This window comes from Hymenobacter terrenus, assembly GCF_000972495.1.
Lineage (GTDB): Bacteria > Bacteroidota > Bacteroidia > Cytophagales > Hymenobacteraceae > Hymenobacter > Hymenobacter terrenus.
Genome location: NZ_LATM01000004.1, coordinates 209,360 through 227,116, shown reverse-complemented (window position 1 = coordinate 227,116; position 17,757 = coordinate 209,360). Strand labels below are relative to the sequence as shown.

The 17,757-nt window shown below is 56.7% G+C and carries 12 protein-coding genes; 7 read left to right on the top strand and 5 right to left on the bottom strand.

Annotated elements, in window-relative coordinates:
• Positions 1-11: 11 nt before the first annotated feature.
• Positions 12-647 carry a DUF4230 domain-containing protein gene (locus WX88_RS09105; RefSeq protein WP_046244025.1) on the top strand — a complete coding sequence of 212 codons (636 nt, stop codon included), beginning with the start codon at positions 12-14 and terminating at the stop codon, positions 645-647.
• 58 nt (positions 648-705) lie between these two features.
• On the opposite strand, the gene WX88_RS09100 is transcribed toward WX88_RS09105, so the two are convergent.
• Complete coding sequence (locus WX88_RS09100; protein WP_046244024.1) at positions 706-1,206, bottom strand: regulatory protein RecX; 501 nt, start codon at positions 1,204-1,206, stop codon at positions 706-708.
• Positions 1,207-1,850: 644 nt separating this feature from the next.
• Between WX88_RS09100 and WX88_RS09095 the strand changes: the two genes are divergently transcribed.
• The 3 genes from WX88_RS09095 (at position 1,851) to WX88_RS09085 (ending at position 6,452) form a co-directional block, all read left to right on the top strand.
• Entirely contained in the window at positions 1,851-2,627 is a 777-nt protein-coding gene (locus WX88_RS09095; protein WP_046244023.1) for a ferritin-like domain-containing protein, read from the top strand.
• Positions 2,628-2,670: 43 nt separating this feature from the next.
• Positions 2,671-3,645 (top strand): ferritin-like domain-containing protein, encoded by a 975-nt coding sequence (locus WX88_RS09090; protein ID WP_052732517.1) that lies wholly within the window; start codon positions 2,671-2,673, stop codon positions 3,643-3,645.
• A 161-nt stretch (positions 3,646-3,806) separates the two neighbouring features.
• Positions 3,807-6,452, top strand: a complete 2,646-nt coding sequence (locus WX88_RS09085; RefSeq protein WP_052732516.1) for a DUF5686 and carboxypeptidase regulatory-like domain-containing protein — start codon at positions 3,807-3,809, stop codon at positions 6,450-6,452.
• Between the two features lie 39 nt (positions 6,453-6,491).
• Here the strand turns inward: WX88_RS09085 and WX88_RS09080 are convergent, their stop codons facing one another.
• Positions 6,492-7,931 carry an amidohydrolase family protein gene (locus WX88_RS09080; protein ID WP_046244022.1) on the bottom strand — a complete coding sequence of 480 codons (1,440 nt, stop codon included), beginning with the start codon at positions 7,929-7,931 and terminating at the stop codon, positions 6,492-6,494.
• A 48-nt stretch (positions 7,932-7,979) separates the two neighbouring features.
• On the opposite strand from WX88_RS09080, the gene WX88_RS09075 reads away from it, so the two are divergent.
• A complete protein-coding gene (locus WX88_RS09075; RefSeq protein ID WP_046244021.1) occupies positions 7,980-8,540 on the top strand; it encodes a catalase in 561 nt (186 codons plus the stop codon).
• Between the two features lie 101 nt (positions 8,541-8,641).
• Here WX88_RS09075 and WX88_RS09070 read toward each other — a convergent pair whose 3' ends face one another.
• Positions 8,642-10,108: a M16 family metallopeptidase gene (locus WX88_RS09070; RefSeq protein WP_082115936.1), complete on the bottom strand. Its 1,467-nt coding sequence runs from the start codon at positions 10,106-10,108 to the stop codon at positions 8,642-8,644.
• Positions 10,109-10,127: 19 nt separating this feature from the next.
• Positions 10,128-11,585 (bottom strand): M16 family metallopeptidase, encoded by a 1,458-nt coding sequence (locus WX88_RS09065; RefSeq protein WP_052732515.1) that lies wholly within the window; start codon positions 11,583-11,585, stop codon positions 10,128-10,130.
• A gap of 173 nt (positions 11,586-11,758) precedes the next feature.
• Here WX88_RS09065 and WX88_RS09060 point away from each other — a divergent pair, with 173 nt between their 5' ends.
• Positions 11,759-14,293: a bifunctional UDP-N-acetylmuramoyl-tripeptide:D-alanyl-D-alanine ligase/alanine racemase gene (locus WX88_RS09060; protein ID WP_082115935.1), complete on the top strand. Its 2,535-nt coding sequence runs from the start codon at positions 11,759-11,761 to the stop codon at positions 14,291-14,293.
• 475 nt (positions 14,294-14,768) lie between these two features.
• Positions 14,769-16,199, top strand: coding sequence for an alpha/beta hydrolase family protein (locus WX88_RS09055; protein ID WP_046244020.1), 1,431 nt, complete (start codon positions 14,769-14,771; stop codon positions 16,197-16,199).
• Between the two features lie 466 nt (positions 16,200-16,665).
• On the opposite strand, the gene WX88_RS09050 is transcribed toward WX88_RS09055, so the two are convergent.
• Positions 16,666-17,577 (bottom strand): carboxypeptidase-like regulatory domain-containing protein, encoded by a 912-nt coding sequence (locus WX88_RS09050; protein ID WP_046244019.1) that lies wholly within the window; start codon positions 17,575-17,577, stop codon positions 16,666-16,668.
• Positions 17,578-17,757 lie beyond the last annotated feature (180 nt).

Genomic DNA, 17,757 nt, shown 5'->3' with positions numbered 1-17,757 from the left:
ACTTTGCCAATATGAATCTAATTCGCCTCGCCCGCCGCTCATTACCGCTGTTGTTTTTAGCGGGTTTGGGCTGGTTGCTGTGGAAAAAGATTGGTCCGACACTCAGCAGCCTTAACCCGCTGGGGATTAATGAGCCGCAAGTCACCGTGACCCACAATACGGTGCTGACACAGGTTGAAGCCCTGGGCCGGTTGGAGCTGGTGCGCTACTATTTCCGGGACGTGGTGGAGTATAAGCGCCGCACCTACCGCTTTCTGCCCGAGTCGAAAGTGGCGCTTATCGTGGGGGGCGAAGCGGTGGGCTGCATCGACTTACGCAAGTTGAAGCCCCAAGATGTGGTGCTGGAAGGCGATTCCGTGGTGCGCGTGGCACTGCCGCCGCCAGAGCTGTGCACCTTTCAGATTAACCACAACCAGAGCCGCGTTTACAATACGGAGAATGGTTTTTTTCAGGATGCTGAATTGGTGGACGAAGGCTATAAATACGCCGAAGCCCAGGTCCGCAACGCCGCTTTACAATCGGGTATTCTGGCCGAAACGCAGCACAATGCCGAGCAGATTCTCGTGCCGCTGCTGCGGAGCCTTACCGGGCGGCACGTGGTGCTAGGGCAGCAATTGAGCCTGCCCGCGGCAGGGCCTAAGCAGTAGGTGCTTGTGTAAGGTGTGGGGGACGCGGAGCGAAGGCTCCGCGCCACTTCACTTCTATTTACTCTTCTTCTGGCTTGCCCAGGTCGTCGAGTGCGATTTTTATCAGGTCCTGCTCGTAGCCTTTGCCGGTGAGGTACTGGGCTATTTTCATGCGGCGCACGCGGGGGTTAGTTTCCTTTTCCTGCCGGTCCTTCTTCTCCAGTATCTCGACCAGGTTCTGGTAGTATTCCTCGCCGTCAATCTCCTTCATGCCGGCCTTGATGCAATATTCGCTGATGCCTTTTTGCTTCAGCTCCTGGAAGATGCGGCGGCGGCCCCACTTTTTCTGGCGGTAGTGCCCGCGCACGAAAGCCTTGGCGAAGCGCTCCTCGTCCAGCAGCTTTTCGCGGCTCAGGCGGATGATGATTTCTCCGGCTTCGTCTTCATCGAGGCCATAGGAGCGCAGCTTTTGCTCGACCTCTTTTTGGGTGCGCTCCTGGTAGGCGCAGAAGGCGGCAATCTTTTGCAGCGCCTCGCCAGGCGTGTACTGCTTGGGGGTTTTGTCGGGGCTTTTGAACATTATCTCAATCAACAGTTATTTTATTTTCAGCCCAATGCAGGATAAGTAATGCGTAGCTTATCGCATCTGATTATACCATGGTTGCATGACGCAAAACCCTCTTTCCAAATTCGACGGAAGATAGCCCGCTATGACGACATGATATTGCTACCATAGCGTGGTAAGAAACAACACGATTGTATACGACCTTGATTTCATGTTTGAGATTTATATCGGTTTTTGGAAGAAGAATAGACTTCTCATTTTTATTCTCCTTCGCGCAACAGTTCCACACCAGGCTCGCTGAACACCCTGACCATACAGCATCAGGAGCGCTTTAATTTTTCAGAACGACTTGCTAATCTCCTTGCTCAGCTACCATTGCTAATGCTTGGCTCCTTTCCCGCTACGATGCACCTGGTTCTGCTTGGCGTGTGCCCGGTCAGTCTTGCAGAACGCTTTGCTAACCTTATCCAGTGGCCTCAGTCGAAGGATAGTAGCCTGAACACTGGCTGTTTTACAGATAGTTACTCAGCAGGAGGTATCGTGGATTTGTACGGAAATGCGTCCGGATTTCTACTTAATTTATGGTTGATACAACGGCAGGGTTGCGAGAGTGGGCGTAGTAGTGGGAGTTCTTCCACAATTCAACTTTCCACTTTTATATGCACAACTCCCACAATTCCCCGGTGGCCCCTCCCGATGAGCGCGGCCGTGGCCTGACCAGTCCACTGGCGCGCCGCTCTTTCCTCCGTTACACGGGTGCCAGCCTGGCCGTAGGTGGCCTCTTGCTCGCGGGCTGCTCCGATGACGACGAGGATACCAGCATCGACCCCAACGCCAATTTGTTGGACGTGGGCACCGGCGATATTGGTATTTTGAATTTTGCTTATGCGCTGGAGCAGCTCGAAGCCGCATTCTATGCCCAGGTAGTGGGCACCACAGCCGGGTCGTTCTTCAATACCACTGCTACGGAGGGCGAGAAAGCCATTCTCAGAGACCTGAAGGACCACGAGGCTATCCACGCCGCATTCTTTAAAAGCACACTGGGCACCAATGCTATTAGGGACCTGACTCCGGATTTCAGCAGCATCGACTTCACGCAGCGGACGACACCGACGGGTTCGGCTCGGTTAGGAGTACTGGATGCTGCCAAGGCATTTGAAGATTTGGGAGTAGCTGCGTACAACGGCGCGGGTCGCTTCATCAGCAGCAACGACAACCTCATCCTGGCGGGCAAAATCGTGTCGGTAGAAGCCAGGCACGCGGCCGTTATTCGTGAGCTGTTGGCCCCTAATACTTTCGTCGCCGACGATGTGGTGGAAATCAACCCAACCACGGGCACGGGTCAGGAGCGCTCGAAGCGCCCACAGGAAGTATTGCAAACCGCCAACAGATACCTGGCTCCGGGTTCCAGGCTCAGCGCTAACAATTTCGCCTAAGCCCCGTCGGTGCTTTCTCCCATCCTTCTAATTCAGCTTCAAAATGGACTTATTTCAAATTATTGACGACATCTCCAAGGTTGACCCCGAGGTGTACGACCGGTTCGACTCACGCCGTGCCGCTTTTCGTAACTTCCTGGGCTTCGGCCGGAAAGCCACGGCGGCGGCCCTGCCGCTGGGCCTGAGTACCTTATTTACCAAAGCCTATGGTCAGGCCAATGCCCTGCCCCAGGCGGTGAAGGACACCCTGAACCTAGCGCTGCAGCTGGAATACCTTGAAAAGTACTTCTATCAAACTGCCCTCAATTCGAATATCCTGAATCCGGAGCAGAGAGCAGCTTTTGAAATCATTCTCAATGACGAGAATCTGCACATCAAAACCCTGCTGGCGGTATTAACCCCGGCCAATGCCATTCCTGACCCTGGTCGTGCTGGCTTCGACTATACCGGTTCGAACAACAAGCGCCGTGCCGCCCTGTTTCCCACTTTGGGTGGTTTGGATAATCCTAACGCAGGCAATTTCACGAGCGTGGACGATTTTCTTAAGGTAGGCCAGCAATTTGTGGACACGGGCGTGCGGGCCTACAAAGGCGGTGCTCCTAGTCTGAACACGGACGCGACCAAGAACATTCTGCAGGCGGCTCTCAACATTCATTCGGTGGAGGCCCGGCATTCGGCCCGCATTCGCTCGTTCCGGCGCGGCGGCATTCAGAATACCGCTACTCCCAAAAGCTGGATTACGCCCGATGAAACGGCCAGTACGCCGCCGCTACCTAATGGTGGTTTCCCCGGTGCACCCGCTTCAGTAGGCCCTTACCTGGCCGGCAACTCCGCCACTACTTTTCCCGCCGAGGACAATGTCAATCAGGGTGCTACCCCCGGCATCAACGTGCAGACGCTGATTACGGGCGTATCGGCAACTGCCGGTGCCGAAGCATTCGATGAGCCGCTTGATGCTGCGACGGTGAAAGCCATTGCCAAGAACTTTGCCGCCGACCCGGCTGCTTTGTTCAACTAAAGGACACAAGCACTTGTTCTTAAAAAAGGCAGCCGTTCGGGCTGCCTTTTTTTATGCTGCTGTGGCTGGAGGCCATCATCCGGTCAAGCAACCATTCCGCCTATGCTGGCATCAGTTGAGGCCGTAACTTGCCTTGGGCTCTTTCTACTTTAGCCAATTATATGCCTCTGAATCTATTTCGTCTGTTGCTAGCAGCTTTGCTGTTGTGCGGGTTGCCCACTCTTATCCGCGCCGGCGTCATCAGGGGGACGGTGAGCGGCTCGAATAAGCAGGGGCTGGCCTTCGCCAACGTGGCCGTGCGTGGCTCAGCTACCAGCACCGGCGCCAACGAGCAGGGGCAGTTCCAGCTGCGTCTGCCAGCCGGGCAGTACGAGTTGGTGTTTCAGTACGTAGGTTACCGGCAGCATGTCGAGCCGGTGCGGGTGCTCGGCGCTGACTCCGTGCTGACCGTCAACATTACGCTGGAGCCCGAAGCCTACAATCTGGGCGAAGTAGTGGTGAAGTCGACTGACCGCGACCCAGCCTACGCCATTATTCAGCAGGCGCAGCAGTGGCGGGCCTACCATCGGCGTGAAGTGGCTTCCTACCGGGCCCGCATCTATATCAAAGCCCTGGGCCGCATTGATGATACCCCGGCTAAAATCATGGGCTTGTTTAAGCTCGGACCCGACATTAAAAAAGGCATTTTCTACCTCTCCGAAAGCCTTTCCGACTTCAGCTTCACCCAGCCAAACGTTATCAAAGAGCGGATGCTTTCGAGCCGGATAAGCGGTGATTCGCGGGGCATCAGCTTCAACCGGGCCAGCGCCGGCCGCAACCTGGGTTTCTACGAAAACCTGATAAAGCCGGCTTTTTCGGAGCGCGGCTTCGTGTCGCCCATCGCGGCCAACGCCATGCTGTTTTACCGGTATGAGCTGGTGGGCAGCACCCCGCAGGGCGGCGAAGTAGTGCACAAAATCCGGGTGATTCCGCGCCGCCGCACCGACCCCGTTTTTTCGGGCTACATCTACATCGTTGACGGTTCGTGGCGCATTCATTCCCTGGATTTAAGCTTGGATAAGGACGCGCAAATTGATTACGTCGACCAGCTCCATATCTCGCAACAGTATGCCCCCGCGCCCGGTAACCCCAACGTCTGGCTTATCCAGTCGCAGCAAGTGCGCGCCAATTTGTCGGGTCTGGGCTTTAAGGGCTCGGGCTACATCACGGCCGTGCTTTCCAATTACGCCAACGTGGTGCCCACCTATCCCACCCCGCCCGTGGCCAAAACCCCGCCGCCCGTAACCGAAACTAACGATAAAGCCCCCGCCGGCCAGGAAACCGCCGCCCAAATCCGCAAGCGCAAGCCCGACCTGCGCGGCCTCAACGCCCAGGTGCGCAAGCAGGTGAAGCGCGCCCAGCGCGACTCGCTCCGAAACGACCCCCTGGCCCAGATGCCGCGCGGCGAAGTGCAGTTGGTAGAAAAGGGCGTGAACGAGCGCGACTCAGCCTATTGGGACCAAGTGCGCCCGGTGCCCCTCACAGCCGAGGAGCAGAAGGACTACCACGTGAAAGACAGCACGGAAGTCATCCGCAACTCGCGCCCCTACCAGGACTCTCTCGACAAAGTTCGCAACAAGTTCGAGCCCATTAACTTAGCAGTGGGTGGCTACACGTATAGCAACACCTTTCGCAAACAGTCGGTGTCGGTGCTGCCAGTGGCCCAGATTTTTCAGTACAACACCGTAGAAGGCATCGTGCTCAACGCCCAGGCCATCTTTAGCCAGCGCACCGACGACCGCCGCTATTTCACCATCACACCCACGTTGCGCTACGGCTTCAGCAGCGAAGAGCTGAACCCCAGCCTGGCGGCCACCTGGCAGCTGCATCCAGCCAAGCTCAAGCAAATCAGTATTGTAACAGGCCGTACTATTGAGAATTTTGATAGAAATACGCAGCTCACGCCGGCTATCAATACAATTTATACGCTGCTGGACAACCGCAACTACGCCAAGCTCTACCGCCGCGATGGGGCCGAAATCACCTACCTCACCGAACCAATAAACGGCTTGAACCTGCGCGCCACTACCGGTTATTTCGAGCGCCACGAACTGTTCAACACCACCGACCGACTCATCCGCGACGTGCGCGGCCGCGCATTCACCCCCAACCGGCCCGTGAGCGAGGAACTACCGGAAACAGGCTTTGGCCGCAGTTCTATTCTTACCGTGGGCTTGTCGGTCGACTACCGGCCGGGCCAGCGCTACATCAGCCGGCCCGATGGCAAGTTCAACCTCGGCTCGAAGTGGCCCACTTTCAACGTGCAGGGCCGGTTGGCCGTGCCGGAGGTGCTGGGGGCCGACGTCCGCTACCTGCTGTTGCAGGCTGGCGTGCGCGACAATCTTTCGCTGGGTTTGCTGGGTACCAGTAGCTTCCGCGTCAACGTCGGCGGTTTCGTGGGCAAGCAAGAAGGCATGACGTTTATTGATTACCGCCACTTCTCCGGCAACCGAACCTTGCTCACCGGCAACTTCAGCAACTTCCAGCTACTCGACTACTACCGCTTTAGCACCAACAACAAGTACCTCGAAGCCCACTACGACCATCATTTCAACGGATTCATCCTCAATAAAGTCCCACTACTACGCCAGCTGAAATGGCAGGAAGTGGCCTCGTTCAACTACCTCACCACCGCTCAGGCCGGCCACTACATAGAGTTGGGCGCAGGCATCGAGCATATCCTCAAAGTGATGCGGGTTGATTTCTACACGGCCCTGCAAAGCGGACAGCGGCTAGGCACCGGCTTCCGGGTAGGCATCGGCTTCTAAATTACAATTTGGTTAGACTGGCCAAGGGAGCCTCACCCCCTACGGATTCTTGATTCCTCGCAACAGATTAACCAAAGCCGGCGCCGGATAGGCCTTGCCCCGCGAAATAACCGCATCGATTTGCCGGATGTTGCCGATGTTCTCCAGTGGGTTGCCGGTGAGCAAAACCAAATCGGCGTCTTTGCCGGGGGCTATGGTGCCGGTGCGGCCCGCTACGCCCATGAATTTAGCTCCGTTGATGGTAGCGGCCTGCAGGGCTTGGAGTGGTGTGAGGCCAGCTTGCACCAACAACACCAACTCCTCTTGCAGCGAGCTGCCGGGGTAAATGAATGAGTTGAACGGACCACTGTCGGACCCGGCCAGCAGCGTGACGCCCGCCGCCTGCATCAGTGGTACCAGGGTCATTAGTTTGGTATTAAGCTTCTTGTTGAAAGCCTTGGCTGCGGTTGACTGCTGGCGGGCGCTCGTCAGCCGCCGGGCATAGGTGGCCTGAATTCTGGGGTCGATATAGGCTCGCAGGGTGTCCCGGGCGTGGTCGTTTTCGGCCAGCTCGGCCAGGGTTTTCTGGATGTAGAGCGTGGGCACTGCGGCCGTGTGGCGCGCGGCCATCAGCTTGAAGAGGTTGGCGGCCGCGGCGGTGCTGTAGGTATCATACACGGCGGGCAGCGTGGCAAAGAGGCCCAGCGGTTGCGGCGTTTTCAGGCTATTGCGCACCAGCGCCGTGATGCTGTCTTCCCTACTAGAACAAGCTTTGAAGACATAGTAGAGGTGCTCAGTCGCATCGAGTCCGCCCTTCACGGCCTGGGCCAAGGTTACCGAATAAGGCATGTGGCCGGTGGTTTTCAGGCCCCGTCGCTGCGCTTGCCTGATGGTTTCAAGGTATGCCTGGCCAGAAATCTTGCTGTCATAAATCTTCACGTAATCTACCCGCAGTCGTTGCAGCGAATCCAGCGCCTTGCGGATTTGAACCGGCGTTTCCACCTCCAGGGAGCCAGGCCAGTAGGCGCCCGGGCCATCAAGCTTGGGGCCGGAGGTGAAAATACGCGGGCCTGGCATTTTGCCCGCATCCATATCCTGCGACCACTGTAATACGCTGGTAGTAAGGTCGCCGCCTGCATCACGGACCGTTGTGATGCCATGCGCCAAGAACAATGTCAGGCTCTTTTTATTAGCCGCAATAAGACTGTCGCCGCCCCGAAAGTGAACGTGCATGTCCCACAAACCCGGAATGAGGTAGCGGCCGTTGCCGTTGACGTATTGCCGGGCGGCGTAGCTGTCCTTATCAGCCGGCGCTACCTCCACTATCTTGCCCCGGGAAATGGCCACTACCCGATTTGGTCGCAACTGGCCCGTTAGCACGTCCACCACAGCCACGTGGTTGATAACCACATCGTAAATTTCCAGCTTGGTAGGTCGGCGGGCGCAGCCTGCTAGCAGCGTGGCTACAGTTAAGCCGAGGAATAATGGAGGGAATTTCATGCGGGAGCGGAGGCAGGCTGCGGGCAAAGGTAGCTGCAAGGCCGTATCTTGAGCTACCCCGATGCGCACCGCTACCGTCTCGGCGCCAACTACGAGCACCTGCCCGTAAATGCCTGTCCCTTTGGCTTCAGCAACTACCAGCGCGACGGCCGCATGGCCCTCGGCGACAACGGCGGCCCCGGCCCGAACTATTTCCCCAACAGCTTCGACGGTCCCATAGAAGACAAAACCGTGGCCGAGCCCATCCAGGAGCTCGACGGCTTCGCCGCCCGCTACGACCGCAATGAAGGCCCTGGCAACGACGACCACTACACCCAGGCTGGCAATCTATTTCGCCTGCTCGATGCCCAAGACCAACGCAACCTCATCGACAACGTAGTAGGCGCCATGAGCGGCATTGAAGGCCCAAAAAAGACCTCATCATTCAGCGCCAGTTGTGCCACTGGTTCCGCGCCGATATCCGTCTGGGCATGGCCATTGCCAAAGGCCTCGGAGTGGATGTCGAAATGCCCGCCGAGCATAGCTCAGCCCTGGCGTAATCCTCCCGCCGAGCCCCTCTTCGGCGGAAAGGGAGCCACGGCACAAGCTCAACCTTATTCCATCAAATAAAAAGTCCCGCAGCTTCATAGCCGCGGGACTTTTTATTTTTAGTTAAAATCGTCAGGCTCCCCTTCCCTGCAGGAGAAACGGGGCCGGGGTGGGGTGCCCGTCTACAGCGGCTTCTTGCGCTCCGTTTGGAACTTCTTCAGTTGCGGGTCGATGACTTTTTTATCCCCTACCACCACAATGGTCATGGCTTCCGGCCGCACATACTTCCGCGCGGTTTCGCTCACCTGCTGGGGCGTAATGGCGTTGATGTTTTTGACTTGCTCCGTTATATAGGTCTCGGGTAGGCCGTGCAGGTCGAGCGAGTTGAGCTGGCCGATGATGCCGCTGGGCGTAGAGTTGCGCAGCACGAACAGGCCGCTCTCGTAATTCTGAATCCCTTTCAGCTCCTCACTGGAGGGTGGCGTTTTTTGCAGACGTTCGATTTCGTACATGATTTCGCGCAGCGAATTGTACGTGTCGGCGGTGGTCACGTCGGCGTTCTGGGTCCAGTTGCCGGTGCGGTAGTGGGTTTCGATGTAGCTGTAGGGCGAGTAGGTGTAGCCCTTGTCTTCCCGAATGTTACGGGTAATACGCGAGCCAAATGAGCCGCCCAGCAGGGAGTTTGTTACTCGCAGGCGAATGTAGTCGGGGTTGCTGGGGTCCACCACTGGCAGGCCCACCACAATGGTCGACTGCGGCGCACTGGGCCGGTCCTGGGTCAGTAAGTCGCCCTTGGTTAGGGGCTGGGCCACTTCAATGCGTGGAGCCGGGCCCTGCGGGAAGCCGCTCCACGCCGTGGTGATGGCTTGGCGTACGGCCGGCGCATCAAACCGCCCGGCCACGTACACACTGGTGCGCTGGCCGCCAAACTGCGCTCGGTAAAAGTACTGCACCTGCTCCAAGGTTAGCGCATCCAGTTGAGCATCGGTCGGCAGGCCGCGGCCGTAGGGGTGGTTGCCGTAGATAGCACCCGTGAATTTCTGCCGGGCCTGCACGCCGGGCTGGGCACGGGCCAGCGCCATTTGCCGCTTCAAGTCGGTTTTGAGTCGTGGTAGCTCGGCAGCGGGCAATGCGGGATGTATTACCACATCGGCCAGCAGCGTGGCCAGCTCCGGGGCGTACTCGCTCAGGCAGGAGGCCCAAAGTGTGGTTTGATCGGCTCCGACCGAGATGCTCAGCGCGCCGCCCATTTGGGCGATGCGCTGGGCCAGCTGGGTAGCCGGCAGCGTCGCCGTGCCTTCCTCCAGCAGCTTGCCGAGCAAGTCAGCTACGGCGACTTCGGTGGCGCCCTCGTGCACGTTGCCGGCCTGAATGGCCACCATCATGGTGGTTTTCGGAACTTGGCCGTAGGGCACCAACCGCGTACGCAGCCCATTATCCAGGGTGAATTCTTCCTTAGCAGGCAGAGTGAAGTCGCGGGGCTTGGCGCCAACAGGCGGGGCTTCCTTTGCCGCCACGGATTTGGCTACGCCCGCCGAGCGGGTGTTCGTGGGTCTGGCAGTCGTTTTGACTTTGGCCGGTGCCTTTTGGGCCTGCGCACCCGTGGTAACCAGGGCGGCACTGAGCAGCCCGATAACTAGCTTGTTCATGGCAAAGTAGGAGGGAAAGCTAGCTTTTGGCCAGCGGGTTGACGGTGATGATGGTGCGGTTCGTGGGCCGCAAGTACTCGCGAATGGTTTTCTGCATCAGCTCCGGCGTCACCTTGCGGAACTCGCTCTCCAGCCGGTTGATGCGGTCAGGGTCGTTGTCGAACAAAGCGAAGGCGGCTAGCAAATCGGCCCGGCCAAAGTTATCGGCACCGCTCACCTGGTCATAAAATGCCGAGCGGATTTTTACCATCGCCAAGTTCATAGTGGCTTGGTCGATACCGGATTTTGCTAAGCGGTTGATTTCCTGGTCGAGTACGCTCACCACGGAATCGGCCTGCACGGTGGGGTCGTAAATCAGGTTGCCCATCCACAGCATCGGCCCGTTGTAGTTAAACTGGTTGCCAAGGTCGGAATTGATGCCGCCGCTCACGTTATCAGAGTACCCACGCTTTTGTACCAGGGCTTGGTACAGGCGGCTGTCCTTGCCTTGCAGCAGAATCTGGTCGAGCATCACTAGGGCATAATACTCCGGCGTATTGCGGTCGGGCATGTGGTAGCCGAAGGCCAGGGCCGGCTTGGTAGCCAGCTTATCATCTTGGCTAAAGCGCTGCTCCTTTTCCTGACGAGGCTCCGTTAAGTCAGGCTTGGGTGGCTGCGGAGCACTGGGAATGTTGCCGTAGTACTTCTGCACCCAGGCCTTGGCCTCGGCGGGCTCAAAGTCGCCCACCACGGCCAGCACGGCGTTGTTGGGAGCGTAGTAGGTTTTGAAAAACGTCTTGACATCAGTCAGATTGGCCGCGTCGAGGTCGGCCAGGTCGCCGTAGAAATTGTGGGCGTTGTTCCAGTTTTTATTGGCCTTCATCGGCATGTCAATCCACGGAAAGCTGCCGTAGGGTTGGTTGAGCACGTTCACACGCACCTCGCTTTTCACCACGCCCTGCTGGTTGGTCAGGTTGCTTTGGGTAATGGCCAAGCCACGCATCCGGTCGGCCTCGGCCCACAGAATGGTTTCCAGCTTGTGGGCCGGCACCACTTCGTAGTAGTTCGTGAAGTCGAAGCGCGTCGAGCCGTTCAATACCCCGCCGTTCTTCTGAATCAGCCCAATAAACTCATTCTTGCCCAGGTTCTGCGAGCCCTGAAACATCAGGTGTTCAAATAAATGTGCAAAACCTGTGCGGTTGCGCGGCTCGGTGCGGAAGCCCACCGCGTAGTACGCCGCCACCGTGGCCGTGGGCGCCGTGTGGTCGGGCGAAAGCACCACCCGCAGCCCATTGGGCAGGGTGTAGTACTCTACCGGAATCTGAAATGCCGGCCCAGCGGGCGCCGCTGTCGGCGCGGCGGCAGGAGCAGAACTAACCGAAGCCGTGGGAGCACTATTTGTCACGCCTGATGTCGCCTTAGGACTACACCCGCCCAGGACAAACACGGCGGCGGGCACCCACAGCAAGCTACTGTCGAATATTTTAAAGCTTTTCATAGAAAAAAGGAATGGTATGAAAGAAGAATGCAAATTCGATTTACACAATATTCGGCAGACTCCAATAGCCCTGCGAATATCAGCATTTTGGTAAACGACTCAGAAAGAGCAAGACGGCTGCACGGTCGCCCTACGAGCACCGTTTTTTCAAGAGTAGAACCGACCTTTACATCGTGTTCGATTTCTCTGTTCTTCCGGCCCTGCTGGCCGGCCACTTGCTACAAGCGCCCGCCGGTGCTCCAGCCAAAGTCCGCCACCTGCTGCTCGATAGCCGACGGGTGGGCCTGCCTGCCGGGGCCCTATTCTTCGCCCTGCGCGGCCCCAGCCACAACGGCCACCGCTACCTGCCCGACCTCTACGCCCAAGGCGTGCGCCTGTTCATCGTGGAAGTAGCAGCGGAACTGCCCGGTGGCCTCGCCGCCTATCCTGAAGCCGGGTTCATTGCCGTAAAAAGCCCGCTGGCCGCCTTGCAAACCCTGGCCGCCGCCCACCGCGCCAAATTCACCAATCCGGTATTCGCCATCACTGGCTCAAATGGCAAAACCATTGTCAAAGAATGGCTGGCTCAGCTTTTGAGCCCCGATGAGGACATTTGCCGCTCACCCCGTTCCTACAACTCCCAAGTTGGCGTACCCCTGAGCGTGTGGGAGTTGAATCCCGAACGGCACACCCTGGGCATTTTTGAAGCTGGTATTTCAGAGGTAGGGGAGATGGCTCGGCTGGCCGCCATTATCCAGCCCACCCTAGGCATTTTCACGAATCTGGGCACGGCTCACGACGCCGGCTTTGTCAGTGCCGAACAGAAGACAGAAGAGAAAATGAGGCTCTTTCCCAGCGTCGATATCCTCTTCTATTGTATCGACCAGGAGCTGGTACATACCGTCGCTCAGCGCCACTTATCCGCAGAAAAGCGTTTCACTTGGACGCGGAGCCTGCGCCCCCCCACCGAAGCTGACTTGAGCTTGGATGTGCAGTCCGCTGCGGGGCTGTCGGTGGTCCGGGTCTCGTCCTGGCGCCATGATAAGCCACACGTTTATACGTTTACCCTGCCTTTTGCCGATGATTCATCGGTCGAAAACGCCCTGCACTGCCTTTCTGTGTTGGTGTGGCGAGGCACGCCAAACAGTGAAATTCAGCGCCGCCTCGACCGCCTGCATCCCGTGGCCATGCGCCTCGAAATGAAGCAGGGCCGCCACGGCGCCTACCTCCTCGACGACACCTACAACAACGACCTCGCTGGCCTAACCTTGGCCCTAACGGCCTTAGCCCGACAGTCACGTCCCGGTCGCCGCACGCTGATTCTGAGCGATGTGCTCGAATCGGGGCTGGCGGAGGGGGAGCTATACGCCCGCGTCGCGGCTCTGCTCCCGGCCGCAGGCGTAACGCGGCTCATTGGCATCGGGCCGGCAATCAACGATCAGCAATCCCTGTTCAATAAGTTGCGAGCGGCGAATAAACAGCCATTGGCAACAGAGTTTTATCTCACCACCGAGGTCTTCCTGGCGGCTCTCAATACTACTGCTTTTGCGCGCGAAACCATTCTCGTGAAAGGTGCCCGCCGCTTTGGTTTCGAGCGCATTGTGGCCGCTCTGCAGGCCCAGCAGCACGGTACTGTGCTCGAAGTGAACCTCGATGCTTTAAGCCACAACTTGCAGCACTACCGCCGTCAGTTGCAGCCCGGTACCAGGCTCATGGTGATGGTAAAAGCTTTTGCCTACGGCGCGGGCTCCTACGAAGTGGCCAGCCTCCTCGAATTTCAGCGGGCCGACTACCTCGCCGTCGCTTATGCCGACGAAGGCGTGGTCCTCCGTGAGGCTGGCATCAGCCTTCCCATCATGGTGATGAATCCGGCGCCGGACTCGTTCAGTACCCTGCGCCATTATCGCCTGGAGCCTGAAATCTTTTCTTTCGACATGCTGAGCGAATACCTCGCTGCCACCAGTGCCGAAGAGCCCCTGCCGCCTATCCACCTCAAACTCGATACCGGCATGCGCCGCCTCGGCTTCGACGAAGCCGACCTGCCGGAGTTGGCCGCCCTGCTGCGCCAACATGCCCCACACCTGCCCGTAGCCAGCCTTATGACTCACCTCGCCGCGGCTGAAGACCCGAACCATGACGATTTCACCCGTGAACAGTTGGCGGCCTTCCGCCGCATGACTGCCACCGTGGAAGCGGCTCTGGGGCATTCCGTCCTCAAGCACGCGCTGAACTCGGCTGGTATCCTGCGATTCCCGGAGGCCCATTTCGATATGGTGCGTCTTGGCATCGGCCTCTACGGTGTGGGCGCCACTGACCGCGCCACCAATGCTCTGCGGCCCGTCAGCCAGTTGCGGACTACTATCTCTCAAGTCAAAACCTTGCCTGCTGGTCAAACTGTAGGCTATGGCCGCCGTGGCACTGCCACTGCCGACGAGCGCCGTATTGCTACCCTGGCCATTGGCTATGCCGATGGTTATGACCGCCGCTTTGGTAACGGCGTGGGTACGGTGTTCATCCATGGGCAGGCTGCTCCACTCGTAGGGTCCGTGTGCATGGACATGTGCATGGTCGACATCACCTCTATTCCCCAAGCACGGGCCGGCGACGTTGCCCTGCTCTTTGGCGAAGGGCTGCCCCTGCCGGAGTTGGCCAGCCGCATCGGCACCATTGCGTATGAACTGCTTACCAATGTGAGTGAGCGGGTGAAACGGGTTTTTGTGAGCGAATAAGCTTGAGTCTTGTTAGCTATGCGTTAATTTTGCTGGTAAAACAGCATTAGCGCAGTTTATGCATCAGTCTATAAGGTCGATAGTGCCAACTTTGTAGTTGGCTAGCCTCCTCGAACGATGCTCAGTGACTTTACTGGCAAGGAGACGCGAGCTACATGATTCGCATTACAACTTAGTGGTCTGTGCACTAAAACTGGAAACCGCTTTATGACTCGATGTTACTACCTAAAGTAGTTTTATAGTCATCGTGCCAACCTCTTCGTGCTGCAAACGAGAAGGACTGATTAGGAAACACCTCTTGCGTTGCTGCCACGTGCCAAATAGGATGAAAAACTGCTTTGAAATAAATTTTTTTATCCCTCCTGTACAGCCAGCTAATGTTGGCAAGGTATTTATTTTGCTACTTTACAGTGGCGTAACGGGCCCCGAATAAATCAGACGGGTACTCTGCCTTGGAACGCTCCTTTAACTTATTATGAAAATCACTACGTTTCGCTTGCTTCACCTGTTTAGTGGCGTGCTTATTTGCCTGACGCTGGCTGCTTCAACATGGGCTGGCACGCGTCCCACGGCGGGCCGTGTAGCTGTGGCCGACGTCCCGGCGCTCGATGGTCTGTGGAAAGGTCAACTGAAAGTGCCTGGTGGCCAGCTTGAAGTCATTTTTCGGTTTGTGAAGCTTACTGGTGGCGAGTACTTCGCTACGCTTGACGTGCCGCTTCAAAAGGTGAACCACATGGCTGTGAAAACGGAAGTGAAAGGCGACACGGTGCGCATGTTCGCCGAAGAAGCCAACAGCCGTTTCGTCGGCCGCGTGTCAGCTGATGGCAAGCAGATGACTGGTGTGTGGCAGCAGCCAGGCTTTAAGGTGCCGATGGTGCTCACCTTCAGTGCCCTGCCAGCTATGAACGCGAAAAATGTGCGCCTCACTCCACCTTATCGCGAAGAAGAAGCGACCTTCAGTAATCTAACTGTCAATGCACGGCTAAGTGGTACTCTCACCATTCCAGCCGGCCCTGGCCCGTTCCCTGCTGTGGTCCTGCTAAGTGATACAGGCCCGCATGACCGTGATGGCACTGTGGGCGACTTTGCCCCCTTGGGCATGCTGGCTGACTTCCTCACCCGGCGCGGCGTGGCCGTGCTGCGCTTCGACGACCGGGGCGTGGGCAAATCTGGCGGGGTACCCGCCGTTACCACCGCCGACCTCGTTAGTGATGCCCAAGCTGGTCTAAACTATCTGCGCACTCGCCCCGAAATTGATTTGTCGCACCTGGGCCTGATAGGTCACGGCGAAGGCGGCAACGTAGCCTTGCTCACGGCTGCCCAGCCACTGCCACCCGCCTTCGTAGTGACACTAGCCGCATATGGCTTGCCCGGCCGTGAGATTGTGGTGCAACAACAGGCCACAACCCTGCGCACGCTGGGCACAGAAACGGCCCAGATAGAAGCCGCGACCAAACGCCAGCAGGCCATGCTCGAAATCATTCGGCAAACTACCGACAATGCCCAGGCCCAGGCCATCGTAGCCAATATGTTGAAGCAGAACAACTCGGCCATCGATAACGCTACTGCTCAGTCGAGCGCTGCCGAGATGACATCGCCGCGTTATCGCTATTTTCTGGCCTTCAATCCCATAGAAAAGCTAACGGCAGTCAATTGCCCCGTGCTTATGCTCAACGGTTCTTCTGACCTCACCATTAACGCAGATGCTAACCTCTCAGCCCTAGATAGAGGTCTGAAGCTTAACAAAAATAAAAATGTTGTTTATAAGAAGCTTCTTGGCGTGAATCACTTGTTTCAGCCTGAGTCCACCAAGTGGCCCATTGTCAATGGCCAGCCCCAGCCCAATTTCTCTCCTGAAGCCCAAGAAACTATTCGGGAATGGATTATGGCACAGACCAAGAAATAGTTATTATGATGCGATTAAATTCAACATCTTGAGCACGCTGGATAGCATGCTGGCCCATAGGGGCTAGGAGTTGCAGCCCTTAGACAACCTCATGGTTAAAAACCTTTAACTTGGCTGCATGTACAATTCTTTTTCTGATTGGCTTGCTGCCATGCGTTGCTCCCTGAGTTCAAGTTTTCAACTTGGTCATTGAACGACTGCGCCCTCGCTAAGGGCGTAGGCCAGTGCTAATGGTAAGGCACTTACCAGCAAGGTTATGCTTATCGATACGAATAACCTCAGCTTTGCTTCAATGAAAGTATTAGCCCCAGAGCCAAATTGACTAGCAGCTCACAGTCACAGGTTGTTTAGACCTTTGGATTAACACAGAAGGAAAGTTCTAACAATAGAAAAGGCCCCACTTTCAAGCGGGGCCTTTTTTATTGTTAAAAGTGGAAAGGTAAAAAGCAACGCAACTGCTTATGCACTACTTAATCATGTCAACCTCGGCCTTAATCATGGCGTTGTAGCGCCGGCCCTGGCCGTTCGCCAGCGTTAGTAGGTTCCAGCCTTTGCCAATAGTGTAACTCCAGGTGCGGCTCTCCTTATATTCGAAGGTGGGACGCATAATCTGGCCGTAGGGCGTGTAGTTATCCATGAAGTTGGTGGTGTAGAACTTGTCACCACCCACAATCCACTCCATTGCCACGAAAAAGCCTTCGTCCGGCGCAGGGATGCTATATGTACTTAAGTCGATAGTGTACCATTCACCACCGCGTGATGCTGATACTACCACGTTCTCAGTCAGTAGGTCGGTGTTGGGCGCGTTGTAGTTGCCATCAGCCTTGTAGATGCGCACGCGGAAGGGCTCACGAGGAAAACCGTTTTCGCCGATGTAAAACGACACTGTGCGTATGTTGCCGAGCTTTTTCTGTTTATCGTTTTTCACGAAAAAAGCATATTGACTGCCGGGGAGACCCTGAATCATGCCTTCGCCAGGGCGGTTCTCTTCCGAACCCATCTTCAGGCCCTTGAGCTTGCCACCCGTTACGACTACTCCCTTGCCACCATTACTCAAGTCAATCACGCGCTTTTTTAGCTCGATGATGAGGTCTTCGGTGCTGCCACGCTTGATAAATGTAGCACTACGCTCATAGCCCAACGTCATTACAATCAGGGAATCCTGGCTGGTCTTTTCCAGACCAGCCAACTGAAAATAACCGTATTCATTGGTGAGGGCACCTGTGCCCTCTTCGCGTAAACCGATGGATGCGAAGGGAACCGGGTCTTTGGTTTTAGCATCCACAATGCGGCCCGTAATACGATTTTCCTGCGCCCAGCCCAGCGCCGGCAACAGCAACAGAACCCACAAAGCGAGGAAAGGTAAGCGTTTCATCATTACTAAAGATACTATAATGGATTGTAGACTGGCAAATTTACAAATTCCAAGCCATTTAATCATCATAGGTACCCGATGAGCGCATTAACTGGCATGCCCAATGCAAAATATATCCAGTTGATTAACGTCAGGGCCGAGGTTTTTATTGCATATCATGGGTTTCCAGCCATTGGGCCAAGC